Origin of the sequence: Streptomyces sp. NPDC088261, from assembly GCF_044740805.1 — a bacterium.
GTDB lineage: Bacteria > Actinomycetota > Actinomycetes > Streptomycetales > Streptomycetaceae > Streptomyces.
In genome coordinates this window covers 88,743-113,132 of the sequence record NZ_JBIURL010000001.1, presented here as the reverse complement: position 1 = coordinate 113,132, position 24,390 = coordinate 88,743, and the positions used below count along the sequence as shown (strand labels likewise).

Annotated in this window: 23 protein-coding genes; 11 read left to right on the top strand and 12 right to left on the bottom strand. The window is 71.0% G+C overall.

All coding sequences use genetic code 11. The features are described from left to right. Nucleotides 1-138 precede the first annotated feature (138 nt). Genes ACIODU_RS00530 through ACIODU_RS00510 form a run of 5 tightly spaced genes read right to left on the bottom strand, consistent with a single transcriptional unit; the run spans nucleotide 139 to nucleotide 5,540 of the window. Nucleotides 139-1,380, bottom strand: coding sequence for an MFS transporter (locus ACIODU_RS00530; RefSeq protein ID WP_401762228.1), 1,242 nt, complete (start codon nucleotides 1,378-1,380; stop codon nucleotides 139-141). 7 nt (nucleotides 1,381-1,387) lie between these two features. After that, on the bottom strand, nucleotides 1,388-1,957 hold the full coding sequence (locus ACIODU_RS00525) for a GNAT family N-acetyltransferase (RefSeq protein ID WP_401762225.1): 570 nt from the start codon (nucleotides 1,955-1,957) through the stop codon (nucleotides 1,388-1,390). Then, the gene (locus tag ACIODU_RS00520; RefSeq protein WP_401762222.1) at nucleotides 1,958-3,166 is read right to left on the bottom strand and encodes a type III PLP-dependent enzyme; all 1,209 of its coding nucleotides are present in this window, start codon (nucleotides 3,164-3,166) and stop codon (nucleotides 1,958-1,960) included. It abuts the gene before it with no gap. Nucleotides 3,167-3,174: 8 nt separating this feature from the next. Next, nucleotides 3,175-4,494: a DUF6271 family protein gene (locus ACIODU_RS00515; protein ID WP_401762220.1), complete on the bottom strand. Its 1,320-nt coding sequence runs from the start codon at nucleotides 4,492-4,494 to the stop codon at nucleotides 3,175-3,177. After that, entirely contained in the window at nucleotides 4,476-5,540 is a 1,065-nt protein-coding gene (locus ACIODU_RS00510) for a phytanoyl-CoA dioxygenase family protein (protein ID WP_356420617.1), read from the bottom strand. The genes ACIODU_RS00515 and ACIODU_RS00510 overlap by 19 nt, the downstream gene beginning before the upstream one ends. A 505-nt stretch (nucleotides 5,541-6,045) precedes the next feature. Between ACIODU_RS00510 and ACIODU_RS00505 the strand changes: the two genes are divergently transcribed. Next, nucleotides 6,046-7,554, top strand: a complete 1,509-nt coding sequence (locus ACIODU_RS00505; protein WP_401762217.1) for a glycoside hydrolase family 3 protein — start codon at nucleotides 6,046-6,048, stop codon at nucleotides 7,552-7,554. A gap of 66 nt (nucleotides 7,555-7,620) precedes the next feature. On the opposite strand, the gene ACIODU_RS00500 is transcribed toward ACIODU_RS00505, so the two are convergent. The 3 genes from ACIODU_RS00500 to ACIODU_RS00490 form a co-directional block, all read right to left on the bottom strand. Next, complete coding sequence (locus ACIODU_RS00500) at nucleotides 7,621-8,187, bottom strand: hypothetical protein (protein WP_401762215.1); 567 nt, start codon at nucleotides 8,185-8,187, stop codon at nucleotides 7,621-7,623. A gap of 4 nt (nucleotides 8,188-8,191) precedes the next feature. Further along, on the bottom strand, nucleotides 8,192-9,082 hold the full coding sequence (locus ACIODU_RS00495; RefSeq protein ID WP_401762212.1) for a heavy metal-binding domain-containing protein: 891 nt from the start codon (nucleotides 9,080-9,082) through the stop codon (nucleotides 8,192-8,194). A 69-nt stretch (nucleotides 9,083-9,151) separates the two neighbouring features. Next, nucleotides 9,152-10,165, bottom strand: a complete 1,014-nt coding sequence (locus tag ACIODU_RS00490) for a heavy metal-binding domain-containing protein (protein ID WP_356420606.1) — start codon at nucleotides 10,163-10,165, stop codon at nucleotides 9,152-9,154. Nucleotides 10,166-10,349: 184 nt separating this feature from the next. On the opposite strand from ACIODU_RS00490, the gene ACIODU_RS00485 reads away from it, so the two are divergent. Next, on the top strand, nucleotides 10,350-10,892 hold the full coding sequence (locus ACIODU_RS00485) for a SigE family RNA polymerase sigma factor (RefSeq protein ID WP_401762210.1): 543 nt from the start codon (nucleotides 10,350-10,352) through the stop codon (nucleotides 10,890-10,892). A gap of 66 nt (nucleotides 10,893-10,958) precedes the next feature. After that, nucleotides 10,959-12,236, top strand: a complete 1,278-nt coding sequence (locus ACIODU_RS00480) for a hypothetical protein (RefSeq protein ID WP_401762207.1) — start codon at nucleotides 10,959-10,961, stop codon at nucleotides 12,234-12,236. Between the two features lie 152 nt (nucleotides 12,237-12,388). Here ACIODU_RS00480 and ACIODU_RS00475 read toward each other — a convergent pair whose 3' ends face one another. Next, complete coding sequence (locus ACIODU_RS00475) at nucleotides 12,389-14,080, bottom strand: bifunctional 3'-5' exonuclease/DNA polymerase (RefSeq protein WP_401762205.1); 1,692 nt, start codon at nucleotides 14,078-14,080, stop codon at nucleotides 12,389-12,391. A gap of 139 nt (nucleotides 14,081-14,219) precedes the next feature. Between ACIODU_RS00475 and ACIODU_RS00470 the strand changes: the two genes are divergently transcribed. Next, a complete protein-coding gene (locus ACIODU_RS00470) occupies nucleotides 14,220-15,140 on the top strand; it encodes an NADP-dependent oxidoreductase (RefSeq protein ID WP_401762202.1) in 921 nt (306 codons plus the stop codon). Nucleotides 15,141-15,190: 50 nt separating this feature from the next. Here the strand turns inward: ACIODU_RS00470 and ACIODU_RS00465 are convergent, their stop codons facing one another. Beyond that, complete coding sequence (locus ACIODU_RS00465) at nucleotides 15,191-15,751, bottom strand: sugar O-acetyltransferase (RefSeq protein WP_401762199.1); 561 nt, start codon at nucleotides 15,749-15,751, stop codon at nucleotides 15,191-15,193. Between the two features lie 156 nt (nucleotides 15,752-15,907). Here ACIODU_RS00465 and ACIODU_RS00460 point away from each other — a divergent pair, with 156 nt between their 5' ends. Next, nucleotides 15,908-17,176, top strand: a complete 1,269-nt coding sequence (locus ACIODU_RS00460) for a DUF2786 domain-containing protein (protein ID WP_401762196.1) — start codon at nucleotides 15,908-15,910, stop codon at nucleotides 17,174-17,176. A gap of 317 nt (nucleotides 17,177-17,493) precedes the next feature. Further along, a complete protein-coding gene (locus tag ACIODU_RS00455) occupies nucleotides 17,494-17,736 on the top strand; it encodes a DUF397 domain-containing protein (protein ID WP_161309512.1) in 243 nt (80 codons plus the stop codon). Between the two features lie 84 nt (nucleotides 17,737-17,820). On the opposite strand, the gene ACIODU_RS00450 is transcribed toward ACIODU_RS00455, so the two are convergent. Further along, the gene (locus ACIODU_RS00450) at nucleotides 17,821-18,315 is read right to left on the bottom strand and encodes an ATP-binding protein (protein WP_327235215.1); all 495 of its coding nucleotides are present in this window, start codon (nucleotides 18,313-18,315) and stop codon (nucleotides 17,821-17,823) included. Between the two features lie 336 nt (nucleotides 18,316-18,651). On the opposite strand from ACIODU_RS00450, the gene ACIODU_RS00445 reads away from it, so the two are divergent. The 5 genes from ACIODU_RS00445 to ACIODU_RS00425 all read left to right on the top strand — a co-directional run bounded on the left by ACIODU_RS00445 (nucleotide 18,652) and on the right by ACIODU_RS00425 (nucleotide 23,695). Next, on the top strand, nucleotides 18,652-19,521 hold the full coding sequence (locus ACIODU_RS00445; protein ID WP_356420572.1) for a helix-turn-helix transcriptional regulator: 870 nt from the start codon (nucleotides 18,652-18,654) through the stop codon (nucleotides 19,519-19,521). Nucleotides 19,522-19,592: 71 nt separating this feature from the next. Further along, a complete protein-coding gene (locus tag ACIODU_RS00440; protein WP_401762192.1) occupies nucleotides 19,593-21,050 on the top strand; it encodes an aldehyde dehydrogenase family protein in 1,458 nt (485 codons plus the stop codon). Nucleotides 21,051-21,142: 92 nt separating this feature from the next. After that, nucleotides 21,143-21,784, top strand: a complete 642-nt coding sequence (locus ACIODU_RS00435; protein WP_401762189.1) for a PadR family transcriptional regulator — start codon at nucleotides 21,143-21,145, stop codon at nucleotides 21,782-21,784. Between the two features lie 88 nt (nucleotides 21,785-21,872). After that, the gene (locus ACIODU_RS00430) at nucleotides 21,873-22,850 is read left to right on the top strand and encodes an ATP-binding cassette domain-containing protein (protein WP_401763479.1); all 978 of its coding nucleotides are present in this window, start codon (nucleotides 21,873-21,875) and stop codon (nucleotides 22,848-22,850) included. Between the two features lie 98 nt (nucleotides 22,851-22,948). Continuing rightward, nucleotides 22,949-23,695 carry an ABC transporter permease gene (locus ACIODU_RS00425; RefSeq protein WP_401763476.1) on the top strand — a complete coding sequence of 249 codons (747 nt, stop codon included), beginning with the start codon at nucleotides 22,949-22,951 and terminating at the stop codon, nucleotides 23,693-23,695. A 107-nt stretch (nucleotides 23,696-23,802) separates the two neighbouring features. Here the strand turns inward: ACIODU_RS00425 and ACIODU_RS00420 are convergent, their stop codons facing one another. Further along, the gene (locus ACIODU_RS00420) at nucleotides 23,803-24,354 is read right to left on the bottom strand and encodes a GNAT family N-acetyltransferase (protein WP_401762187.1); all 552 of its coding nucleotides are present in this window, start codon (nucleotides 24,352-24,354) and stop codon (nucleotides 23,803-23,805) included. Nucleotides 24,355-24,390: the final 36 nt, after the last annotated feature.

The following is a 24,390-nucleotide window of genomic DNA, read 5'->3' as shown; positions in this document are numbered from 1 at the left end:
GTGTCCAGGAGGGTCCGCTGGACAAGTGCCGCCGCCCTGGGAGTGGCGCTCGTGTGCATGCCCTACATCGTGTGGCACGCCGCGCCGGCGTCGAACATCGTCAGATCGGCGTAAGCGTCCGACGCCGGCGGGGCGGTGTCACGCCGTCAGCGGGTCGTCCACTGGGTCCGGGTCCGTCGCCGCGTGTGGTGCGGGCCAGCCGATCCGCGTGCTGCACAGTGACACGACGATCGCCGAGGCCGCCACCGCGCCCATGCCCCACACCAGCCCGCTCGCGTTCGCGATGAAGCCGATCACCGGGGGGCCCGCCAGGAGGCCCACCGTCCCCATCGTGGCCACCAGGGTCAGCGCGTCCGACCCCTGGGACGCCGCCGCCACGTACACGCACGGCGTCACGGCCGCGATGCCCAGGCCGACGCAGGCGAAGCCGATCAGGGCCGGGACCACCCCACCGGTGAGGAGGGCGACGGCCAGGCCCACGCCGGCCAGCGCGCTGCCGATACGGACGATACGGGCGTCGCCCCAACGGCTGCGCCAGCCGTCCGCGAAGAGGCGGGCCAGGACCATCATTCCGGAGACGACGGCGATCCCCAGCGGCGCGAGTTCCGCCGACGCCTTGGCGACGTCCCTGAGGTAGATGGCCGACCAGTCGTTCATCGCGCCCTCGGTGACCGTGCCGAACGCCATCGCCGCGCCCATCCACAGCGTCATCGCGGCCGGCAGGGTCCACTTGGCGCGGGTCTTCTTCGGCGCGTCCGGCGCGTCCGGCGCGTCCGGTGCCGCCGCTGCCGCCGCCGCATCCGCCGATCGCTCCCGCGCCAGCAGCCCCGGCCGTGCGTACGCGGCCAGCAGCACGAGCAGGACGGCCGCCACCCCGAAGTGCACGATCACCGTGGACGTCACGGTGTTCATGCCCGACGCCAGCAGCGCGGCGGCCAGCGAGCCGCCGCTGAACGTCGCGTGCAGCCGGGACATGGCGTTGCGCTCGTACGTCACCTCCAGCTCCGCCCCCTGCGCGTTCATGGCGACGTTGAGACACGCCACCAGCGCGCCGTCGACCGCCATGATCAGCAGGGCGACGGGGTAGTTCGGCGCCTCGGCCAGCACCAGGAGCAGCAGGGCCAGGCCGAGCGCCGCCACCAGGGCGAGGCGCCGGGACCCCCACCGCCGCATGAGGACCGCCACCAGGGGGAACGCCGCCGCCGCGCCGATGCCGGTGGCCATCAGCAGCAGGCCGACCTCCGCCGCGGTGAGGTCGAGGTGGGTCTTGATCGCGGGGAGGCGCGCGGCCCAGGTGGCGTACTGGAATCCCAGTGAGCTGAACAGGGCGGCGATCGCCAACTGCGCCCGGCGGAAGGGATCGTCGTGTATGCGGAACATCGTGTGATCAGCCCACTTCGTCTCGTGCTGGTACGGCTGCTGGTGGTGCGGCTGCTGGTGGTACGGCTCCCCCGAGCACGGCCCTGGACATGTACACCGCGCCCGGCCCGTACCCCTCCGCGGGCGCGACCCCGGGCCGGGCGGTGAATCCGTTCGCCGCCCAGAAGGTGTCGCTGCCGTTGACGGCGATCAGGGAGATCCGCTCGTACCCCTCCGCCCGCGCCGTCGCGAGGAGGTGGTGCAGGAGGGTCTTCGCGAGCCCCCGGCCCCGGAGCCCCTCCTCGATCACGAGATCGTGCAGGTGCAGGTTCGCGCGGGATGCGCGTACCGCCGCCGTCTCCTCCGCGCGGGTCAGGTCCGGATACCCGTGCTCGGGGTACGGCAGCGCCAACACGTAACCCGCCAGCCGCTGTTCGGCGTCGAGGGCGAAGCAGGTGCCCGGCGACGCGCGCACCCTGGACTCCAGGGCGCTCCGCTCCTCGGACAGCCCGAGGGCGGTGTACGCACCGGCCTCCAGCGCGACGATCCCGTCCCAGTCACCCTCGGAGATCGGCCGTACGCGCGCGTCGTCGTTCATCTAGTCCCTCCCCGCCCCGCTCGCCCCCACCAGGTGGCGGTCGCCGCGGATGCACGTATAGGGCAGCGGGCTGAAGCCGTTGAACCCCTGGGTCATGTAACTGATGGCGTACGCACCGCTGGAGAGCACCCATACGGGGTCGCCGGACGCGACCGTACGGGGAACGAGCACCAGCCCGTGCTCGCGCGAGTAGGCGTCGTCGCTGTCGCAGGTGGGCCCGGCGACCACGGCCGGTACGTGGTCGGCGCCGGCGTGCGCCGGGAAGGTGAGCCGGTACTGCAACTCGTCCATCTCGTACAGGCCGTTGAACTTCCCGCAGCTCAGATACAGCCAGTGCTCGTGCTCCCCGTCCGGCGTCCGCCGCCGGGACAGCCGGGAGACGTGCGCCCGGATCGCCCCGTGGTCGGCGACGAGGTACCGCCCCGGCTCCACGAGGAACTTCAGCTCGTGGCCCGGCACTTCGCGGCACCGCCGCACGCCCTCGCGGATGACGGCGAAGATCTTGTCCAGCGGCGGGTCGAGCCGCTCGCCCCGCTTGTTGAGGTAGCCGAGGGCCGGCAGGCCCCCGCCGAGGTTGACGTGGTCCAGGGAGATGCCCCGCCCGTGCAGGACTTCGAGGACGTCGACCAGCTTGTCGAAGGCGCTGCGCCAGGCTTCGGCGGTCATCTGCTGCGAACCGACGTGCACGGACAGTCCGGACGGGGTCAGGCCCGTCTCCCGGGCCCTTTCCAGTACGAGCACCGCGTCGGCGGCCGAGCAGCCGAATTTGTTGGTGAGGCCCCAGAGCGCGCCCTGCCCGTCGGTCGCCAGCCGGCAGAACACGCGGGCGCCGGGGGCGTTTTCCGCGATCGCCGTGACGTCTTCCAGACTGTCGGTCGCGAAGTCCCGGATTCCGAGACGGTGTGCGTCGAGGATGTTCCGGTCGGACTTGACGGTGTTGCCGTAATGAATGCGTTCGAGCGGCACACCCGAACGGATCGCCTGCGCGATCTCGTTCGGGTTCGCCGCGTCGACTCCCGCTCCTCTTTCCGCGAGGCAGGAGATCACCTCGTCCACGGGACAGGCTTTCATCGCGAAGCGGACGGCGACGTCGGGCAGTTCGCGGGTGAGGACGTCGTAACTCGCCTCCATTCCCGCGAGATCGAAGATGATCCGGTCATCGGTGGCGGCGGCCAGGGCGGTGAGCATGGATATGTTCTCGTGCGTCATCGACAGGTTCAGCCAGACTGCCGTTCGAGCCGGTAAAGGCTCGTGGCTCGGCTCGCGTGCGTCAGCGGGGCCCAGGCCTCGATCAGCAGCGCGAAATCGTTGATGTCCTGTCGGGCCTCGTCCAGAAGCCGCTCACGGTCCGCGAGAAGGACGTCGGCGAACTCGGCGTATCTGCCGCCCAGTTTGCGGTAGGACCGGTCGAGGGTGTCCAGCCGTTCCACGTTTTCCGTACGGTCGAGCCCGGCGCTCTCCCTGACGAATTCGGCGATCGTGGCGACGCGTACGCGGTGCTGTTCGTCCAGCAGCGTCTCGCCGGCCGCCGCCATCTCGGCGTAGATGGAATTGAAGTAGAGCATCGACAGGAAGAACTTCGCGAACCTCGTCTGGTACGCGACGAATCCGGCGTCGGTGCGCCGCTCACCGGTGTAGTAGTTCACGATGTGGCGGTTGTGCAGCACGCCGGGCAGCGCGGAATCGTGGACCAGGTGCAGGAGGAAGTAGTCGCTGCCGACGGTGTCGGTCGCGGGCGGCAGCGGTACCGATTCGTGCACCTGGTGGAAGGCGATGTTGCACATGTCGACGTGCATGGGGTCGACCACGGTCAGGGTCGCGTGGTCCCGGGTGAAGGCCTCGGTGCCGGCTCCCCGGAAGGACTCCTCGGCGAGCTTCCTCTTCTCCTCGGCCGACCACCGGCCCGGCGCCCACAGGCTGACCACGTCGTAGTAGACGTCCCGGTCGAGCCGGTACATCTCGTCGATGTCGACGGACATCTCGCCGACGAACGAACTGCCCACCATCGTCACGGGCTTGGCCGCGTGCCGGGGATCGAGCGCGTTCTCGTCCACGCCGTCGGCCGCGTCGGCCGCGCGCTTTCCGAGCGACATGAGTTCGTGGTGGACGGGAAAGACGGGCACCCCGTCCACGGTCTGATAGCGGCTGTCCGAGTCCCGGCGGTGAACGGATTCGCAGCCGAGGGCGGCTGCGACGAGGAACGCGCGATTGGTGCACGCACCGTACGAAAGGCGGGCGGGCAGCATGAGGTCGAGCAGCAGCTCCGGCTTGACCGCGCCCGCCCGGTTGATCACCCGCCGAAGGAACTCCCGCTGTTCCGCCTCGTCCAGGTGATGCGTGATGACCCGCGGTACGGCGGGGATCCCGCGTACGACCCGGGCGTGTTCGGCGAACGTGGCCGCGTCGGAGGAGTCGAGGACGAGCAGATGGACCTCGACGTCGAACTGCCGCACCGCGTAGGCCGCTTCTTCCGCGATGGCCGAAATCGTCTCGGAGCAGGCTCTGTTGGTCGGAAGGGTCAGACAGATTCTGCGCATGCCCGGTCCCCGGTCGACAGTTCGCGGTCCTGCTTGCCCCAGGATTCAAGACCCAGCAGTTTGGCACCCAGGTCGGTCAGCTCGGCGGCTCCGTACCGGAGGGATTCGTGCCGGGTGGCGTCGCCGACCAGCGTCTTGTTCCACTCCGGGGTACGGAGATGGCGCCAGGAGTCGACGCGCGAGCGGCGCAGTTCGTGATGCGATTCCAGGGCGGGCATCATCGTCAGGTACTGGACGGCCCTGACCCCGTTCTCCGAGGTGTTGGGCGCGACTCCGTGCGCCAGCAGACCGTTCCAGATGAGCAGGTCGCCGGCCTCCAACTCGGGCCGGATCACCGGGAATTCCGTACGGTCGACGGCGGGCCTGATCGGGTCGCGGTCCGCGGGCTGGGCGACCCGCCACGGGTCGAACCGCCGGAACAGCTCGGGGTTGCACTGGAAGCCGCCGTGGTCCGGCCTGGTGTCGTTCAGCGCGATGATGCCCTGCACCCGCTGCGGCAGCACCCCGAGCGTGGTGTCGACGTCCCAGTGGAGGTCGATGTCGAACCCGCGTTCCGTGGGGGCGATGTGCGCGCGGTCGCGGTTCCTGACGTTGGGCGGGTTGAGGTTGAGCCGGTCCAGGCTCACCCACAGCTCCTCGCAGTCCCACACGTCGGCGAACGCGTCGTACACGCGCTGCGTCTGGCGGTGGTCCCAGATGAGCTGGTGGTGGTACGCCTCCACGAAGCCGTAGATGTGGAGTTCCCGGTCGAGGTCGGAGCGGAACTCCTTTTCCTCGTACCACGTGTCGGGCCGGTCCGGGTCAAGACCCTGGAACTCCCAGGCGAAATCGAGCAGACGTTTCGCGGAGACGGCCGGGATCGCCTCCTTCACGACGATGTAGCCGTACGTCTGCCAGAAGGCGAAGTCCTCCTCCGACAGCACGCGGAGCTTCTGTGTTTTCCGGAGATCCCGCAACTGCGTCTGCGCGAGATAGGTTTCGCCGTCCGAGCTGAAATACGGGACGTCCGAAGGCGCTCGATAGAGATAGTTGTCGGGCTCCGACATACAGTCGCTCCAATGGTCGAATTTCCTTGAGCGGATCGCTCCCGGGCCGAACCCGCGGCGGGACACATCGTCGGTCAGTTGTCGCTGTCAGTACGGGAGTTGATACGCACAGCGGTGAGTCCTGCGCACGGTCCCGTCAGGGGTGGTACGCCTCACAAGCCCCTTGCGACCCCCGTGTCCCCTGGCGAACTCGCGCCCCACAAATTGGACTAGACCAGCGGCTCCGTGTCAACTGTGGAAAGGGGCAAGGATTCCCGGTGCGCTAACAAGGTGAGGAGATTCCGGTTTGGTGGTCACGGATAGTGCCGATGACGTTACGAGAATGGCCTCGTTATTCGGTGGTCACGGTTGGTGTCGGTGGGGTGACGAGAACGGGCGTACGGGCGGCGTGAGTTCGGTGACCGGCGCCGAGGGGGTGTCTTGACACTGCCGATTGAGCTAGGCGAATATCCGTTGGTCTGTACCAAGGGGCCGGGTCGTCCGGCACTACCGGAAGGCCCAGCCGATGTCCTCCCACAAGCACAGCAAAGAGCTGCGGCGACTCGCGCTCTCCGTCCTCCAGCCGGGCTTCGTGGGGACCGAGGCGCCCGACTGGGTCCTGCGCGACATCCGTGACGGCCTGGCCTCCGTCGTGCTCTTCGCCCGCAACATCGTCTCGCCCGAACAGGTCGCCAACCTGACGGCCCAACTCCGCGCCGAGAACCCGTCGTTGATCATCGCCATCGACGAGGAGGCGGGGGACGTCACCCGCATCGAGTCCTCGACCGGCTCCACCCGCCCCGGCAACTTCGCCCTCGGCGCCGTCGACGACCCCGAGCTGACCGAGTCCGTCGCGCGCGACCTGGGCCGCCAGCTGCACGCGGCCGGCGTGAGCCTCAACTACGCGCCCAGCGTGGACGTCAACTCCAACCCCGACAACCCGATCATCGGCGTCCGGTCCTTCGGCGTCGACGCCGGACTGGTCTCCCGGCACGCCGCCGCCTGGATCCAGGGACTCCAGTCGGGCGGAGTCGCCGCCTGCGCGAAGCACTTCCCGGGCCACGGGGACGTCGCCGTCGACTCCCACCACGGCCTGCCCACGTACGACGCGGACCTGGACGAGATCGCCGCGCAGGCACTGCCCCCGTTCCGGGCCGCCCTGGAGGCCGGGGTACGCGCGGTCATGAGCGCCCACCTCCTCGTACCGGCGTACGACCCCGACCTGCCGGCCACCCTCAGCAGCCGCGTCCTGAACGGCCTGCTCCGCAAGGAACTCGGCTTCGACGGATTGATCGTCACCGACGCCATCGAGATGGGCGCGGTGACCAACCGTTACGGGATCGAGGGCGCCACGGTCATGGCCGTCGCGGCCGGCGCCGACGCCATCTGCGTCGGCGGGGAGAACGCCGAGGAGTCCACCGTCGGCCTCCTCGCCGACGCCCTCGTCCGCGCGGTGTCTGCCGGCGACCTCGCCGAGGACCGCCTGGCGGAGGCGTCCCGCCGGGTCGCCGAATTCGCCGAGTGGTCCACGCGGTTGGGCCAGGGGGTCCCGGTCGACCCGGTCAGCGGCGACATCGGCTTCGTCGCCGCGCGGCGCGCGATCCGTACCAGCGGCTCGACGCAGGGCGTCCTCCCGCTGACCGCCGCACCCCACGTGGTGGAGCTGGTGCCCTCCAACAACCTGGCCATCGGCAAGGAGACGCCGTGGGGTGTCGCCGTACCGCTGCGCGAGCGGCTGCCGGGAACCACCTTCGTACGGGTGCACCACCAGCAGCTGGAGGCCGACTCCGCGGTCCTGGAGAAGCACGCGCTGGCCCCCGCGGCGGGCCGTCCGATCGTGGTGGTCGTACGGGACGCCTCCCGGAACAAGTGGATCGGACGCGCCCTCGCGGACCTCACCGCGGCGCGCCCCGACGCGATCGTGGTGGAGATGGGCCTCCCCGGCGCCACCGCCCCCGGCGCGGTCCAGATCTTCACCCACGGCGCGACGGCGGCCTCGGGAGTGGCGGCGGCGGAGGTTCTGGTCGGGGCCTGACGTACCGTCACCTTCGCTTGTCCGGTTGTACGTTGCTCCCGTAGCCGCCCCGAAGCCCGCGCGCGGTCAGCCCTCCAGGATCAGTCTCTCCAGGGCCGCGCGGGCCTCGGCGTCGGAGCGGGAGCGGGCGGCCATGGCCGCGGCCAGGCGGCGGGTCCATTCGTCCAGGCCCACCGGGGTGCGGGACAGGACCACGCCGCGTACCACCTTGGCGACCTCCGCCACCGGGTGGCCGTGGGTCAGGGTGAGGGTGAGGCGCTCGTCCTCCAGGGCGATCTCCACCCGTTCGACCCGGCCCTCGCGGCCGGCGACGCGGTCGGACAGCGTGCGCTTGCGCTCCAGGCTGATGGAGCCGGGCGGGAGCGCCGCCGCCAGGGAGCCGCTGAGGACCTGGCCGTAGATCTCCAGGTCCGCCGCGTCCCGGCGCAGCGCCGCCGCCAGCGTGTCGACCGTCCCGGCCGGGGTGGTGGCGGGGAGGCGGAGGGCGTCCTCCCCGGGCCCGTTCTCGTCCGGCGCGGTCTCGTCCGGCCCGTTTTCGTCCGGCCCCTTCTCGTACGGCTCGTCCCCGGCCGGCCCTCCGCCGTCCGGCCCCGTCCCTCCCGGCCTGTTCTCGTCGGGCTCGCTCTCTGTCACCGTGTCACCCGTCCAGGCTCAGCACCATCGTCGGACGCTGGATCTCGTGGTCGGAGCGCAGCGGCCGTACCGCCGTACCGATCGAGAAGAACTCCGTGGTGTGCCCGCCCCAGCGGTGGTTGTGCGCGTTCAGCTGCACGCCGACCACACCCTCCGCGTCCAGCTCCTCCGCCTCCGCCTGCATCCGGGCCATCGCCAGCTCGCGGGCGTCGTAGAGGGCCTGGGTGAACTTCTCGATCTCCACGTTCTTGCCGAAGTTGGAGAACGTCGACCCCATCCGCTGGTGCGCGATGTGGTAGACGCACGTCCCCATCACCATGCCGAGCGGCGCGTAACCCGCCCGGATCAGGGTCCAGAAGTCCTGGCCGGAGAGGTCCGAAGTGAAGGGCTGGCCCTTGTTGTTGCGCCAGGCCGTGCCGCCCGGCGCCGGGTGGTCGGACTTCACGGCCGTGCCGATGGCGATGAACTCGGCGATGTCGTTGCCGAACTCCCGTGCCTCGACGCTCAACCGGACCCCGACGATGCCGTCCGCGCCCAGTTGCGCGGCCTCGGCCTCCATCCGGGTCATGGCCAACTCGCGTGCGTGGTACATCGCCTGGCTGAGGGTCTCCAGCTCCTGGTTCTTGTTCCACCGGCCGAGCTGGATGCCCACGTGGTAGATCGAGCTGCCGAGCACCAGGCCGATGGGGCGGAAGCCCACCTCCCGTACGAGCAGGAACTCGTTCACCGAGAGGTCGCTGGTGAAGATCGAACCGGCCTTCCCCGGCTCCAGGGCCGCCAGCCTGCGCATGGCGTCGGCCGGGACACCCTGCTCGTTGGGGGCGGCGCCGGAGTTCGGCGCCCCCTCCACGGCGCCCCCCTCGTTCGTACCCTCGTCCGCGTAGTCACCGCTCACGTCTCCACCTCTTCCTCCGGGCTGCTCGCGCCGTGCCATGGAACCGGCCCTCCGTCGCTGTCTCCGCCGTCATCCCTGGTCGCCCAGCTCCTCCAGTTCCTCGGCGAGCCGGCGCCGCTCGGCCGGATCCGCGTACGGACTGCCCTCCGTCTCCGCGAGCCGCCGGCGCAGCCGCTCGCCCCGCCGGTCCAGCGGCATCACGGCGAGCGTCGGCGGGCGCTCCGCCCGCGCCCGGAAGCGGGCGATGGTCGTGGCCACCATCGTCGACTCGGCCACGTGGTCCTCCGCCTCGGTGCCGTACCGGGACGCCCGTACGCACGACTCCCGCCAGATCCGCAGGTCACCGCTGGCGAGGATGACGCCGTCACCACCGGCGTGGGTCCCTTGCAGCTCCAGCTGGTGCCGGGCGTCGGCCCGTACCTCCCCGACCAGCGCGCTCCACGCGCCGACCTCGGTGTTGCTCCAGGAGAACGCCTGTGAGCGGGTGCCGAAGTCGTCGTGGCGGACGCCGATCGACATGCCGACCAGCAGTTCCACCGGCACCCAGCCGGCCGCGACGAGCTTGGCGAAGCCCTGGCCGTCCAGGTGGCAGGTGAAGGGGCGCGGCGCGCGGACGCCGCCCCTGGCCCGGACCGCCGTACCGATGACCTTGAACTCCAGGCAGTTCGGCTGCGACGGGAAGGGGGCCATGGTGAATTCCGCCGCCACGACGCCGTCGCCGCCGAGTGCCGTGCACTCCGCCGCCAGCCTGCCGAGAGCGGTACGGCGCGCCTCATCGAACACATGAACGAGTCCGGCCGCCGGCGCGCCGTCCCCGGACAGCGCCACCTGTCCGGGCGCGGTCGACATCGTGTAGCCCGCGCCGAGGTAGAGGCAGTCGTAGTAGCCCCAGTTCCGGCTGGAGCGTCCCAGCTGGTAGACCGTCGATCCCATCGCCTGGCCCACCGGCTCGAAACCCACCGAGCGGATCGCCGCGAAGGCGCTCGTGGAGAGCGCGGACGACCACGTTCCGCTTCGTTGGGCCTCGGTGATGCGCAGCTCGGCGGCCGGAGGCAGGCCCGCACCGCTCCAGGGGACCGTCATCCACCCACCACCTGTCACCACCCGTCCCTTTTGTGCCTCTATTCACCCTAATCGAGTCGGCCGGATGGCGCCCGACCCCCGGTCCCCGGATCCCTTTGAAACATTCCGGCCCCGCCGTCGCGTCAGAGAGAGGTAAGGGCGGGAAGCCGGGGCAGTCCAGGTGAACGGGGAAACCATGGGCCTCATGGGAGTGAGGGGGCGTCGGAGCCGCGAGGCCGCGCGCACGGCCCGCGCGGACGATTTCAAACACTTCGCCGTCGGCCGTACGAACCATCTCTTCCGCTCCGCGTGCCTGCTGACCAGCGGCGACACCCATCTCGCCGAGGATCTGGTGCAGGAGACACTCGGCCGGATGTACGCGCTGTGGGGGCGCGTCGCCCGGATCGACAACCCGGCGGGGTACGCGCAGACCGTCCTGGTCCGTACGTTCCTCACCCACCGGCGGCGGCGCTCGGCCACCGAACAGCCCGTCGGGGAGATCCCCGAGACGGCCCCCCACGCGGGCACCGACCCCGCGCTACGCGTGGCGCTCCTCTCCGCACTCGGCCAACTGCCCCCGAAGGACCGGGCGGTGGTGGTGCTGCGGTACTGGGAGGACCGCAGCGTCGAGGAGACGGCGCTCGCGATGAATTGCAGCTCGGCCGCCGTACGGACCAGATCCGTACGCGCGTTGGCGAAGCTGCGTGACCAACTGGGCGGCGTGTACGCCGAGTTCGCCGATCACTGATCCCGGCGGAACTCCCGTTCAGCGCTGTCCTGTCCCGTGAACCATGAGTAAGGAGTGGGATCAACCATGCCCTTTGAAGAGCCTTTCGAAGACAGGATCGGTCACGCGCTGCGTGCCGCGGGCGACGCCTTCGAGCCCGCCGACCGGTCCACCCTGGTCGACGGCGGACTGGCCCGCGGCCGCCGCCAGGTGGCCCGGCGGCGTTCGGCCGCCGTGACCGGCGGTGTGCTCGCGCTGGCCGTCGTCGGCGTCGGCGGCGCGTACGGGGGCGGGCTGCTGGGGGGTACGGGGACCGACGACACGTCCCTCGCCGTGCCGGCCCTGACCGCCTCCGAGGCGGGGGTCTCCGGCGCGGAGCTGGCCAGGATCCTGACCGGTCTGCTCCCCGACGGAAAGCTGAGCGAGGTGAGCGCCCGGGCGGCCGGGACCATGCCCAGCGCCGTCGTGTCCGGGGTCTTCGACGACGGCAAGGGACCGGCCGCGATCTCCGTCGTCCTGACGCACGTGGGCGGCAAGCCCGCGCTCCCGCAGACGCAGTGCCCGGATCAGGTGTTCGTACCGTACGAGTCCTGCTCCGGCACCGAGCTCCCCGACGGTTCGTCGCTCCGGATCTTCCAGGGGTTCGAGGGCCCGGACCTCAAGGACGGCGTCAAGCGGTGGCAGGCGACGTGGCGGAACGGCAGGTTCCTGGTCGACGCCACCGAGTACAACGCGCCGGCCCAGAAGGGCGCCCCGGTCTCCCGGCCCGAACCGCCCCTCGACGCGAAGCAGTTGCGGGGCCTGGTGACCTCCGCGGAATGGAGCGGGCCCCTGCGCGCGCTGCCCACGGCCCCGCCCGGGAAGGACCCCGGCCGGACGGCCACCCCCTCCGAGTCCTCGGAGGCGGCGGGCGGCGGGGGCACGGGCGGATCCGCCGCCACCGCGTCCGGGTCGGTCCGTGAGATCTTCCTGTCCCTGCTCCCCAAGAGGGCGAAGGTGCTGGAACAGGGCGGCCAGGCCGACGACTACGCGTACGCCGTCGTGGACGACGGCAAGGGGGCCAGCTTCGTCCAGATCAACGTGCAGCCCGACATGCTCGATGTCGCGGACGAGCTGTACGGCGAGGGCGCGACCAGCCTGCCGGACGGCACGCTTCTCAAGACGACCAAGCAGCCCAGCGAGAAGGGCGGCAAGGACGCGGTCATGTGGACCGCCGACACCATGCGCCCCGACGGGCTCCGCGTGGTGGTCTCCGCGCTCAACGCCGGAGCGTTCCGCGCGGACGCGACCCGCAAGGCCCCCGCGCTCTCGATCGCCCAGCTCACCAGGCTCGCCACCAGCGAGAAGTGGGTGACGCGCGACTAGGGCGTGCCAGGCGCCGCGAGCCAGACCCCACTTTGCGGACACGCCCTAGAGCTGTCCGCGGGTACGGCCCACCGCAGGGCCAGCGTCGCGATCCGCCGGGCCGGGGGGCTCGGCGGCTCGCCGCGGCCGGGGGCGCCCGCCCGCCCCCCCGGTCACTTCGCGTCCGAGTACCGCTCCACCGTCGCCGTCGTGAACGGGAACCTCACCGGCGTCTCGCCGAAGGCGATCCGGCCGGCCAGCTCGCCCGCCGCCCGGATCGCCTCCGTCACCTCCGCGGTCTCCTCCTCCGGGCAGTGCACGATCACCTCGTCGTGCTGGAAGAACACCAGCTCCGCCCGCATCCCCGCCGTCGCCCGCCGCAGCGCCGCCAGCATCACCAGCGCCCAGTCGGCCGCGCTGCCCTGCACCACGAAGTTCCGCGTGAAGCGCCCGCGCGCCCGGCCGTTCGTCGACGCGTACCCCGGCGTGAACTCACCGTGCGCGGACCCCGCCTCCCCCGCGTCCTGCGGGATCCCCGCCTCGCCGTCGTCCTCCGCCCCGGCCGCGCGCGGGCTGGTCCGCCCCAGCCACGTCCGTACGAGCCTGCCCTCCTCGCCCGCCTTCGCCGCGTCGTCCACATACGCCACGGCCAGCGGGAACCTGCGCCGCAGCGCCGCCAGGTTCTTCAGCCCGTCGCCCGACGTCTGGCCGTAGATCGCGCCCAGCAGCGCGATCTTCGCGTGGTCGCGGTCGCCCGCGAACGCCCGGTCGGACAGCGCCGTGTACAGATCGCCGTCGTGCCCGGCCACCTCCATCAGGCCCGGGTCGCGGGAGATCGCGGCCAGCACCCGGGGCTCCATCTGGTCGGCGTCCGCCACCACCAGCCGCCACCCCGCGTCGGCGACGACCGCCCGCCGTATCACCCGGGGGATCTGGAGCGCCCCGCCGCCGTTCGTCGTCCAGCGGCCGGAGACCGTACCGCCCGGCAGGTACTCCGGCCGGAACCGCCCGTCCCGCACCCAGTCCTGGAGCCACCCCCAGCCGTGCGCCGTCCAGATCCGGTACAGCTTCTTGTACCGGATCAGCGGCTCCACCGCCGGATGGTCGATCTCCGCCAGCTCCCAGCGCCGCGTCGACCTCACCCTGATCCCGGCCCCCGCGAACGCCTTCACCACGTCGGCGGGCAGATCCGGCCGCACCCGCCGCCCGAACGCCGCCGACACCTCGTCCGCCAGCTCCGCCAGCCGGCGCGGCTCACCCCCGCCCGCGTACCGCTCGCCCAGCAGCTCGTGCAGCACCTCCCGGTGCACGTCCGCCCGCCACGGCAGCCCCGCGCGGTGCATCTCGGCGGCCACCAGCATGCCCGCCGACTCCGACGCCGTGAGCAGCCGCATCCGTCCGGGGTGTTCGGCCGCCGCGTGCCGGTCCTGCTGCCGCGCGTAGACCTCCAACAAGCCCTCGAAGGGGACGTCGGCGCCCGCGTGCGCCTCGAACAGCGACGACTGCGAGCCCGGCGCGGCCGAGCGCGGCGGCGGATCGGGCGGTACGGGCCCGTGGTGCAGCCGCGCCCAGGCCGCCGCCGCAGACCGGGGCTCCCCGAGCCGCCCCTCGTGGCCGAGGAGGAGCTGCTCCGCCGCCTCGATGTCGTAACACCGCTCCACCCGTACCCCCGCCGCCAGCAGGCGCGGATACGTCTCCGCCGTCGACCGCCACACCCACCGCCCGGCCTCGGGCAGCCGCTCCCTGACCGCCGCGGCCAGCTCGGGCTCGCGCAGCACGGGGCCGGCGGGCAGGCCGTCGGCGCCCAGCGGGGCGAGCAGCGCGCCGCCGCCGTCCGTCGGTGCGACAGCCCATCGTCCGGTCATGGAATCGAGTCTCGCAGGAGGGTCTGACAGCCAAGCGGGTCCGGCACGCGGGCGGGTCCGGCCGCCCGGGGGGCCCGGGAAGCGGCACGATCGATTCCGTGGACCACACGACCCCCATCCCCACCCCACGGAGGCACGCATGAAGGCGATCCAGTTCGAGGAGTTCGGCGGCCCCGAGGTCCTGCACCTCAAGGACCTCGGCGCACCACACGCGGGCCCCGGCCAGGTCCGCGTCGCCGTGAAGGCCGCCGGCGTCAACCCGATGGACTACAAGATCCGTCACGGATGGCTGAAAGATTTCTTCCCCACCCCGCTCCCGTACGTCCCGGGCCTCGAATTCGCCGGGGTCGTGGACGAGATCGGTGAGGGGGTGACCGAGTTCGCCGCCGGCGACGAGGTGCTGGGGTGGAGTGCCTCCGGCTCGTACGCCGAGTACGCCCTCGCCTTCGCCGCCGTCATCGCGCCCAAGCCCGCCGGGCTCGGCTGGGAGGAGGCGGCGGCGATCCCGATCGCCGGGGAGACCGCCCTCCGGGTGCTGGACCTGCTGACCCTGGCCGACGGCGAGACCCTTCTCCTGCACGGCGCGTCCGGCGGCGTCGGCGCGGTGGCCGTCCAGCTCGCCGTCGCGCGGGGCGTCAACGTCATCGGTACGGCGTCGCCGTCGAACCACGACTACGTGCGCTCGCTCGGCGCCGTACCCGTGGCGTACGGCGACGGCCTGGTCGAGCGGGTACGGAAGGTCGCGCCCCAGGGCGTGGACGCCGTGTTCGACGCGGCCGGCAAGGGGGCGCTGCCCGACTCGATCGAACTGCGCGGCGGTACGACCGACCGCGTCGTCACCATCGCCGACGGGGACGCGGCCGAGTACGGGGTGATGATGACGACCGGCGCGCCGTCCGACGAGTGGAGGCGGGACTCGCTGGTACAGAACGCGGGCCTGGCGGTCGAGGGCGGCCTCCGCCTCCGGATCGCCGAGACGTTTCCGCTGTCCGGCGCGGCGGAGGCGCAGACGAGGAGCGAGGAGGGCCACCCGACGGGCAAGCTGGTGATCCTGCCGTAGCGCGGTGAACCAGTGGTGGGGGGCCGGGGGAGACATTCCCCGCCCCCCACCTACTCCGTCAGCGCCCTGACCACCCGCGCCGGATTCCCCACCGCCAGCACCCCCGCCGGCAGGTCCTTCGTCACCACGGCCCCCGCCCCCACCACCGTGTTCGCGCCGATCGTCACCCCCGGACACACGATCACCCCGCCGCCCAGCCAGACGTTGTCCCCGATGGTGATCGGCGCCGCCCTCTCCCAGCCCGCCCGCCGCCGTTCCGTGTCCAGTTCGTGGAGCGGCGTGAGCAGCTGGACGTTCGGGCCGATCTGGACGTCCGCCCCGACGGTGATCGGCGCCGCGTCCAGGAACACCGCGTTGAAGTTGACGAACGTACGGTCACCGACGCTGATGTACGTGCCGTAGTCGCAATGGAACGGCGGCCGGATGTTCACCCGCTCACCCACCGAACCGAGCAGCTCCGCCAGGATCCCCGCGCGCTCGGCGGGCGCCGCCCCTCCGTTCGCGTTGTACGCCGCGCAGAGCGCGAAGCGGCGCTCGGTCTCCGCGCCCAGCTCCTCGTCGTCCGCGATGTACCACTCCCCGGCCAGCATGCGCCGCTTGTTCTCGCCCACGGAGGTCCCCTCGTCGGATGCGTACACCGATGCGTTCACACATACGTACACCGATATGTACACCGATACGTATGACCTATACGGAGGCACCCACGCCGCCCGCGCACCCGGTCTGGGATCATTGATCCTCCGGGCAGGTACGGAGAGGGCAGTGGCATGAGCGAGGCCGGCACACGGACCGTCGAGCTGGCCCTCGCCGCCCTCCTGGCCACCGGCGGCCGGGGTAACGACGGCGGCGAAGGGGTCGACACCGGCGCCTCCCTCCTCGCCGCCGATCCCACGGCCGACGCGGAGCTGCGCCGGCGCGGCGAGGGATTCGTACGGCTGGCGTGGGAGCGCGGCTGGCAGCCCGCCGACGTCGTACGGCTGGTCCGCCGCGATCTCGACGAGCCGCACGTACGGCTCGTCACCGAACTGATCGCGGCGGAGACGCGGCGGTACGAGCGGCTCCCGCCGCGCTGGTCCGACCAGCTCGAGGACCTCACCGCCGGACCGGCAAATACAAAAACAAAGACAGAGACAAAGGTCCAGGCACGGGCACAGCCCCCGACCCCGCCCCGGACCGACCGCTTCTCCCACGCCACCGCCGTACTGGAGCTGTACCGGCTGCTCATCCGCCTGCCCGCTGTCGAACCGGTCGGTCCCGTACCGGGCACGCCCCTCCATCTGCCGCCGGTCGAGGGCGAGCCCCGCATGCTCACCCGGATCCGCGCGCTGCTCGCGAAGGCCGAGGCGACCGGCTACCCGCCGGAGGCCGAGGCGCTCACCGCCAAGGCGCAGGAGCTGATGGCCCGGCACAGCATCGACGACGCGCTGCTCGCCGACCGGACGATGCGGGGCGATGTGCCCGGCGCGTGCCGGATCGGGGTGGACGCGCCGTACGAGACGGCGAAGGCGATCCTGCTCGACGCCGTCGCCACCGCCAACCGCTGCCGCGCGGTGTGGAACAGCGCGTACGGCTTCTCCACCGTGGTCGGCTTCGAGGCCGACCTGGCGGCGGTCGAACTGCTCCACACCTCGCTGCTGGTGCAGGGGACGGCGGCGATGACCCGCGCGGAGGCGGAGCAGCGGGCGGCGGGGCGCAAGCGGACGAAGACCTTCCGTCAGTCCTTCCTGATGGCGTACGCGCACCGGATCGGCGAACGGCTGGCCGCGGCGACCGACCAGGTCACGGCGGACGCGCGCGACGAGTCCGGTGGCACCGGGGGCGCCGCCCTGCTCCCGGTGCTCGCCGCGCGGGACGTGGCGGTCGAGGACCGTACGGACCGGATGTTCCCGGAGACGGTCGCGACCCGCGTCCGCGGGGTGACGGACGAGGCGGGCTGGACCCACGGCACCTCGGCGGCGGACGCGGCCCGCGTCCCGGGCGCCAGGAACACGGGCAACGGTCGCACCCGAATCCGCCCGGGCACGGACCGGCCCTAGCGCCTTCGGCGTCTCCCCGGCCCGCGGCGTCGGCAGGGCCCACGGGAAGGACTCGTACCCCGGCAGGGAGCCTCTTCCGCGTTACCCATGTGACGAGTGCGACCCATGGGGCCGGTGTGGGGCCCTCGATCTTTACCTGGACACTGGAGCCAGAACGCCGTTCTGTGCGTCTGTTCCAGGAGAGCGCACGTGCACGTGTGAAGGAGTAACCGAAGGACCACCCCGCGTGCACGTGCATCTGCTCATGCATGCGCACATGAACACAGCTATGATCCGGGAAAGTTGACACTTGCACCTTGCAACTCGGGGAGCGACCTGTGCACCACGTGTACAACGGCATTGCGGCCACAGAGCTGCACGGCGTCGTCTGGCAGAAAAGTAGGCACAGCAACTCCCAGGGATCCTGCGTGGAGTTCGCCAAGCTGCCTGGTGGGGAGGTGGCGGTACGGAACTCACGCCACCCGGACGGCCCCGCGCTGGTGTACACGCCGGCCGAGATCGAGGCGATGCTGCTCGGTATCAAGGACGGCGAGTTCGACCACCTGATCGCGGAGGGCTGAGAGCGCCGAAACGGGCGAAATCGCCCGGAGAGAATGGCCGGAACGCGTGCGTTCCGGCCACCCTCGTGTCCGTCGGTCGGTGGGTCAGTCGGTCTGGAGCTGGAAGAGCGCCCAGACCACCTTTCCGTGCAGCGAACCCGCCAGCGGGTGCCACCCCCAGGTGTCGCTGAAGGAGTCGACCAGGAACAGACCCCGGCCCGACTCCGCCGCACAGTCCTCGTCCGTCTCCCGTGCCACCGGACTCGAGTGGCTGGGATCCCGCACCGCGCACACCAGGCGCGACTTCCACCGCATCAGGTGCAGGCGTACGGGGGAGTCCTGGGGCTCCCGCGGGGTGTCCGCGGGCAGGGCGTGCCGCAGCGCGTTGGTGACGAGTTCGGACACGACGAGCGCGACGTCGTCGAAGCGGTCGTCGAGTTCCCACTGGTCCAGCGTGGTCCGGGTGAACTGCCTGGCCCCGCGCACCGCCTCGTAGCGGGCGGGCAGGGCGCACGACGCCGAGCTGGCCACCCCAGCGGGATCGATGGGGGGAAGCCCCTGCCTTAAAGGCTCGAGCATGGTCGATCCATTCGTCCCCATGCGAGGCACTCCCGGGATTCGCGGCCGTAGCGATACTGCGCGGTGGTCCAGCGTCACAACACGTCAATCACGAACGAGCACACAGGTGCGCGGGGACCATGGTTCCGAATGCGTACGGCAGATGCAAGGGCAGATGCACGTGCACGTGCCGGACCTGTCCCTTCACGTGACGGTTCTTTCACATTTCTCCCACCGACTACTTTTGGGCACTCCGTAAAGCCTTCTTCTTTCCGTAATCGAATGAGTACGCGCTGAAGCGTTTTGATGGCAGAATCCGGGGCTTGGGGCTCGGGGGTGCCCTGCGGTGAACCACTTGTGATGGGGAGGGTTGGAGACGTGACCGCAGCCGAATCGGGCGGTTCCGTAGTGCGGCGCATTCTGCTGGGCTCACAGTTGAGGCGCCTGCGCGAGACGCGCGGCATCACACGTGAGGCCGCCGGCTACTCGATCCGCGCATCCGAGTCCAAGATCAGCCGTATGGAGTTGGGACGGGTGAGCTTCAAGGCCAGAGACATCGAGGACCTGCTGACCCTCTACGGGGTGGCGGACGAACGGGAGCGCGGAGCTCTCCTCGGCCTCGCCCGGGAGGCCAACGTCGCGGGCTGGTGGCACAGTTACAGCGACGTACTCCCCGGCTGGTTCCCCACCTACATCGGTCTGGAGGGCGCCGCCTCACTCATTCGTATCTATGAAGTGCAGTTCGTGCACGGCCTGTTGCAGACCGAGGCGTACGCCCACGCCGTGGTCACCCGCGGGATGCGCGACCCCGAGAAACAGTGTGCCGAGATCGAACGGCGCGTCGCGCTGCGGCTGGAGCGCCAGAAAGTGCTCGTCTCCGAACGGGCGCCGCGCTTCCACGCGGTGCTGGACGAGGCCGCGCTGCGCCGCCCGTACGGCGACCGCTCCGTGATGCGGGGCCAGTTGAGACACCTCATCGAGATCTCCGAGCAGCCGAACGTCACGCTCCAGGTGATGCCGTTCAGCTTCGGCGGCCACGCGGGTGAGACCGGCGCCTTCACGATGCTGAGCTTCCCCGAGTCGGACCTCTCCGACGTCGTCTACCTCGAACAGCTGACCAGCGCTCTGTATCTGGACAAGCGCGAGGAGATCGCCCACTACGAACGGGTGATGGAGCGGCTCCACCAGGACAGTCCCGGTCCCGGTGAGAGCCGCGATCTGCTTCGTGGACTCCTCGAACTCATCTGACCCAGAAGTATGATGACGTGACATCAGTGACATCGGTTACGCGGTAGTCCTGCGACGAGGGGTCGAGTCTCATGTCCTTCTTCACCAGCCTCGCCCACCAGTACATCGATGGTGAGTGGAAGCCCGGGAGCGGCTCCTGGGACATCATCGACTTCAACCCGTACAACGGGGAGAAGCTGGCCGCGATCACGGTGGCGTCGGTGGCGGAGATCGACCAGGCCTACCGTGCGGCGGAGCGCGCGCAGGTGCCGTGGGGCGAGAGCAACCCGTACGCGCGCAGGCTGGTGTTCGAGCGTGCCCTGCGGGTGGTCGAGGACCGTGAGGACGAGATCGCCGGGACGATCGTCGCGGAGCTGGGCGGCACCCGGCTCAAGGCCGCCTTCGAGCTGCACCTCGCCAAGGAGTTCCTGCGCGAGGCGATCCAGCTGTCGCTGCGCCCCGAGGGCCGAATACTCCCCTCGCCGGTCGACGGCAAGGAGAACCGCGTCTACCGGCTGCCGGTCGGGGTCGTCGGTGTCATCAGCCCCTTCAACTTCCCGTTCCTGCTGTCGCTCAAGTCGGTCGCGCCCGCGCTGGCGCTCGGCAACGCCGTCGTCCTCAAGCCCCACCAGAACACCCCGATCTGCGGCGGATCCCTGGTGGCGAAGGTCTTCGAGGACGCGGGCCTGCCGCCCGGCGTGCTGAACGTCGTGATCACCGACATCGCCGAGATCGGCGACGCGCTGCTGGAGCACCCCGTCCCCGCGGTCATCTCCTTCACCGGCTCGGACAAGGTGGGACAGCACGTCGCCACCGTCTGCGCCCAGAACTTCAAGCGCGCCGTCCTCGAACTGGGCGGCAACAGCGCGCTCATCGTCCTGGACGACGCCGACATCGACTACGCGGTCGACGCGGCGGTGTTCAGCCGGTTCGTGCACCAGGGCCAGGTCTGCATGGCGGCCAACCGCATCCTGCTGGACCGGTCGGTGGAGAAGGAGTTCACCGACAAGTTCGTCGCCAAGGTGAGGACGCTGAAGGTCGGCGACCCGGCGGACCCGGCGACTCACATCGGTCCGCTCATCAGCTCCTCGCAGGCCGACGCCGTGACCGCGGTGGTCGACCAGACCGTCGCGGCGGGCGCGACGGCGCTGCTGCGCGGCTCGACCGTCGGCAATCTCGTCTCCCCGACGGTCCTGACCGGCCTGGCGGCCGACTCGCCCGTCCTGGCGCAGGAGATCTTCGGCCCGGTCGCGCTCCTCGTCCCGTTCGACGGGGAGGACGAGGCGGTACGGATCGCCAACGACACCCCGTACGGCCTGAGCGGCGCCGTCCACACCGGGGACGTCGAGCGCGGGGTGCGGATCGCGCGCCGGATCCGTACCGGCATGATCCACATCAACGACGGTACGGTCCACGACGAGCCGATCGTCCCCTTCGGCGGCGAGAAGCACTCGGGGTCGGGGCGGCTGAACGGCGAGTCGATGATCGAGGCGTTCACGACCCAGAAGTGGATCTCGGTGCAGTACGGCCGCTCGCGCTTCCCGTTCTGAGCCTCCCGACCCCTGCCCGACAGTGGGTGGCGGGCGCGGCGAGTTGCGGGCCCGGCGCCGGGTGTGCCTCACCCGGGCCATAGCCTGGAGGCATGTCAGCGATCCGTTTGCTCGTGCTCGGCGCGGTGCGCCAGCACGGGCGGGCCCACGGCTACCAGGTGCGCAACGACCTGGAGTACTGGGGCGCGCACGAGTGGTCCAACGCCAAGCCCGGCTCGATCTACCACGCCCTCAAACAGATGGCGAAGCAGGGCGTGCTGCTGGCCCACGAGGTGGCGCCGAGCACGGCGGGCGGGCCGCCCCGGACGGAGTACGAGATCACCGAGGCGGGGCACGAGGAGTACTTCAGGCTGCTCCGCGCGTCGCTGACGGCGTACGACCAGAACGTGGACGTGCTCTCCGCCGCGCTCGGCTTTGTCCTCGACCTGCCGCGCGCGGAGGTGGTCGAGCTGCTGGGGAAGCGGGTGGCCGCGATCGAGGCCTGGCGGCACGCGGTGACGCGGCACTACGTACCGGAGGCCGGCCCGGACCAGCTCGGGCACATCGGCGAGATCATGAACCTCTGGGTGCACACGGCGGACACCGGCGCGGAGTGGACGCGCGGGCTGATCGCGCGCGTCGAGGGCGGGGCGTACACCTTCGCGGGGGAGGGCGAGCCGTTCATCGGGGTGCTCGGGGAGGGCGAGGAGAATCCGTACGCGACGGGGGTCACGCATGAGGGCGACAGTGGCTAATCAAGTTTGACCAACATCCCGGCAGGGGATACCTTTCCCGTCGTCGTCAAATTTGACTACTTGAGTGGGGGAGACGCGGGTGACCGACCTGACCGAGGTGATCGTCATGGAGGGCGTACGGAAGCGGTACGGCGGCAGGCGGGCGCTGGACGGCCTCGACCTGACGGTCGCGCGCGGCACGGTGCACGGCGTGCTGGGGCCCAACGGCGCGGGCAAGACCACGGCCGTACGGGTCATGGCCACGCTGCTGCGGCACGACGAGGGGGTGGCGCGGGTGGCGGGCTTCGACGTACGGACACAGGGGTCCGAGGTGCGGCGGCGGATCGGGCTGCTCGGCCAGCACGCCGCCGTGGACGAGGAGTTGAGCGGCCGTCAGAACCTGGAGATGTTCGGGCGGCTCCACCGGCTGGGCGCCCGGCGGGCCGCCGCCAGGGCCGGCGAACTGCTCGGCCGCTTCGGTCTCGGGGACACCGGGCGCAAGGCGGTCAAGCGGTACAGCGGCGGCATGCGGCGGCGGCTCGACCTCGCGGCCTCGCTGATCACCGACCCGGAGGTGCTCTTCCTGGACGAGCCGACCACCGGACTCGACCCGCGCGGCCGGGCCGAGGTGTGGAGCGCGGTGCGGTCGCTGGTGGGCGGCGGGACGACCGTCCTGCTCACCACCCAGTATCTGGAGGAGGCCGACCAACTGGCCGACCACATCTCGGTGGTGGACGGCGGGCGGGTCGTCGCGCACGGCACGGCGGACGCGCTCAAGGCGGCGACCGGGGGCGACCGGATCGATGTCGTCCTGCGGGACGCCGGTCAACTCGGCGAGGCGGCGCGCCTGTTGGCGGGCGCGGCGGGCACGTACGCCGTCGGCACGGACGTGGACCGGCGCCTGCTGAGCGCGCCCGTCACGGACCGGATGGCCGTACTGACCGAGGTGGTACGGGTGTTGGACGCGGCGGGCATCGAGGCGGAGGACATCGCGCTGCGGCGGCCGACGCTGGACGAGGTCTTCCTCCACCTCACCGGCGGGGACCGGCCGGGCCACCACGACCAGCAGCAGGAGGCTCTCGCATGACCACGCTGAACGCGCCCCCGACCGTCCCCGCCCCCGCCGCCGTCCCCTCCGCCACCGCCGGCGGCCGGCTCGGCCGGGCACTCACCGACTCGTGGACCATGACCCGGCGCGAACTCGCCCACTGGGCCAGGCAGCCCGTCCAGGTCGTCGTGGGACTGGTCTTCCCGGTGATGCTGCTCCTGATGTTCGGCTTCCTGACCGGCGGCGGCCGGGGCCTCTCGGGGGACTACGTCGACTACCTCGTGCCTGGCATGCTTGCCCTGACGATGGCCTTCGGCCTCGAATCGACGATGCTCGCCGTCACCCAGGACCTCAACAAGGGCGTCATCGACCGCTTCCGCTCCCTGCCGATGGCGGTGTCGGCGGTCCTGGTGGGACGCAGCGCCGCCGACATGATCCAGTCCGCGGCCGGCCTGGCGGTCATGACCGGCGTCGGCTGGACGATCGGCTGGCGCTGGCACGACGGTCCCAGCGCCTTCCTGGCCGCGGTGGGCCTGCTGCTCCTGTTCCGCTTCGCGATGCTCTGGGTCGGGATCCATCTGGCGATGGTGGCGGGCCGCCCGGAGATGGTGCAGGCGGTCCAGATCCTCGTCTGGCCGGTCGGCTTCCTCTCCAACGCCTTCGCGACGCCGCGGTCCATGCCGGGCTGGCTGGGCACGGCGGTGGAGTGGAACCCCCTCTCGGCCACGGCCACGGCGGCCCGCACCCTCTTCGGCAACCCCGCCGCACCGAGCCACACCTGGCCGGCCGAACACGCGAACCTCCTGGCGGTGGCGTGGCCGGTGGCGCTGCTCCTGGTGTTCTTCCCCCTGGCGGTACGGAGGTTCGGCCGCCTGAGCCGCTAGAGGCCGTCCGCCGTAGCCGGGCGGGCCCGCGAGGCCTTTCCGGCGACGGCCTTGCTCGTACGACCGAGTGGTGGGCCGGGCAGCCTGTCCGGTGAATCCGGGTGCTCTCAGGGGCCAGGAGAGTATTCGCGGTCGAGGATCCCGTGCACTACGGAGTCACGCCACCTTCCCGCCCTCAGCACATGCTCGCGAATCGTGCCCTCTTCGACCATGCCGACCGCGCGCATGGTCCTGGCGGAGGCCTCGTTGAGAGGAGACCGAGCACCCCAGATGCGGTGCAGGGCAAGGTCACCGAAACCGAAACCGAGAAGCAGCCGCACGGTCTCGGCGCCGTAACCCTGCCCCCAGGCGTCGGGGCGCAGCGCGAAGCCTATGGTGGCTCCACGCTGCTGGTGGGGGTCGAGGGCCAGTCGGCCGAACCCGATCAGCTCGGTCGACTCCTTTTTGACGACGGCGAGCCCGTACTCGGTGCGAGGTGTTGCCGTGGCCGCCGTGATGGACCGGGCCACGATCTGTTCGACCTGCTCACGGCTGCGCGGCTCGAAGGACAAGTGTTCTGTGGCCACTGGGCTGCCGTAGATGGCGAACACCGCCTCCGAATCCTCGGGGGAGAGTTCCCGCAGACCAAGATTCATGCTGGACCGACTGATCGGGTGCATGCCCAGGACCTTACCCACGGGGCAGCGCCGGCCGGC

Coding starts and splice junctions, on each gene's coding strand:
- ACIODU_RS00530 (WP_401762228.1), bottom strand. CDS start 1,380: ATGTTCCGCATACACGACGATCCCTTCCGCCGGGCGCAGTTGGCGATC.
- ACIODU_RS00525 (WP_401762225.1), bottom strand. CDS start 1,957: ATGAACGACGACGCGCGCGTACGGCCGATCTCCGAGGGTGACTGGGAC.
- ACIODU_RS00520 (WP_401762222.1), bottom strand. CDS start 3,166: ATGACGCACGAGAACATATCCATGCTCACCGCCCTGGCCGCCGCCACC.
- ACIODU_RS00515 (WP_401762220.1), bottom strand. CDS start 4,494: ATGCGCAGAATCTGTCTGACCCTTCCGACCAACAGAGCCTGCTCCGAG.
- ACIODU_RS00510 (WP_356420617.1), bottom strand. CDS start 5,540: ATGTCGGAGCCCGACAACTATCTCTATCGAGCGCCTTCGGACGTCCCG.
- ACIODU_RS00505 (WP_401762217.1), top strand. CDS start 6,046: ATGTCCTCCCACAAGCACAGCAAAGAGCTGCGGCGACTCGCGCTCTCC.
- ACIODU_RS00490 (WP_356420606.1), bottom strand. CDS start 10,165: ATGACGGTCCCCTGGAGCGGTGCGGGCCTGCCTCCGGCCGCCGAGCTG.
- ACIODU_RS00485 (WP_401762210.1), top strand. CDS start 10,350: ATGGGAGTGAGGGGGCGTCGGAGCCGCGAGGCCGCGCGCACGGCCCGC.
- ACIODU_RS00480 (WP_401762207.1), top strand. CDS start 10,959: ATGCCCTTTGAAGAGCCTTTCGAAGACAGGATCGGTCACGCGCTGCGT.
- ACIODU_RS00475 (WP_401762205.1), bottom strand. CDS start 14,080: ATGACCGGACGATGGGCTGTCGCACCGACGGACGGCGGCGGCGCGCTG.
- ACIODU_RS00470 (WP_401762202.1), top strand. CDS start 14,220: ATGAAGGCGATCCAGTTCGAGGAGTTCGGCGGCCCCGAGGTCCTGCAC.
- ACIODU_RS00460 (WP_401762196.1), top strand. CDS start 15,908: ATGAGCGAGGCCGGCACACGGACCGTCGAGCTGGCCCTCGCCGCCCTC.
- ACIODU_RS00450 (WP_327235215.1), bottom strand. CDS start 18,315: ATGGGGACGAATGGATCGACCATGCTCGAGCCTTTAAGGCAGGGGCTT.
- ACIODU_RS00440 (WP_401762192.1), top strand. CDS start 19,593: ATGTCCTTCTTCACCAGCCTCGCCCACCAGTACATCGATGGTGAGTGG.
- ACIODU_RS00435 (WP_401762189.1), top strand. CDS start 21,143: ATGTCAGCGATCCGTTTGCTCGTGCTCGGCGCGGTGCGCCAGCACGGG.
- ACIODU_RS00425 (WP_401763476.1), top strand. CDS start 22,949: ATGACCCGGCGCGAACTCGCCCACTGGGCCAGGCAGCCCGTCCAGGTC.
- ACIODU_RS00420 (WP_401762187.1), bottom strand. CDS start 24,354: ATGCACCCGATCAGTCGGTCCAGCATGAATCTTGGTCTGCGGGAACTC.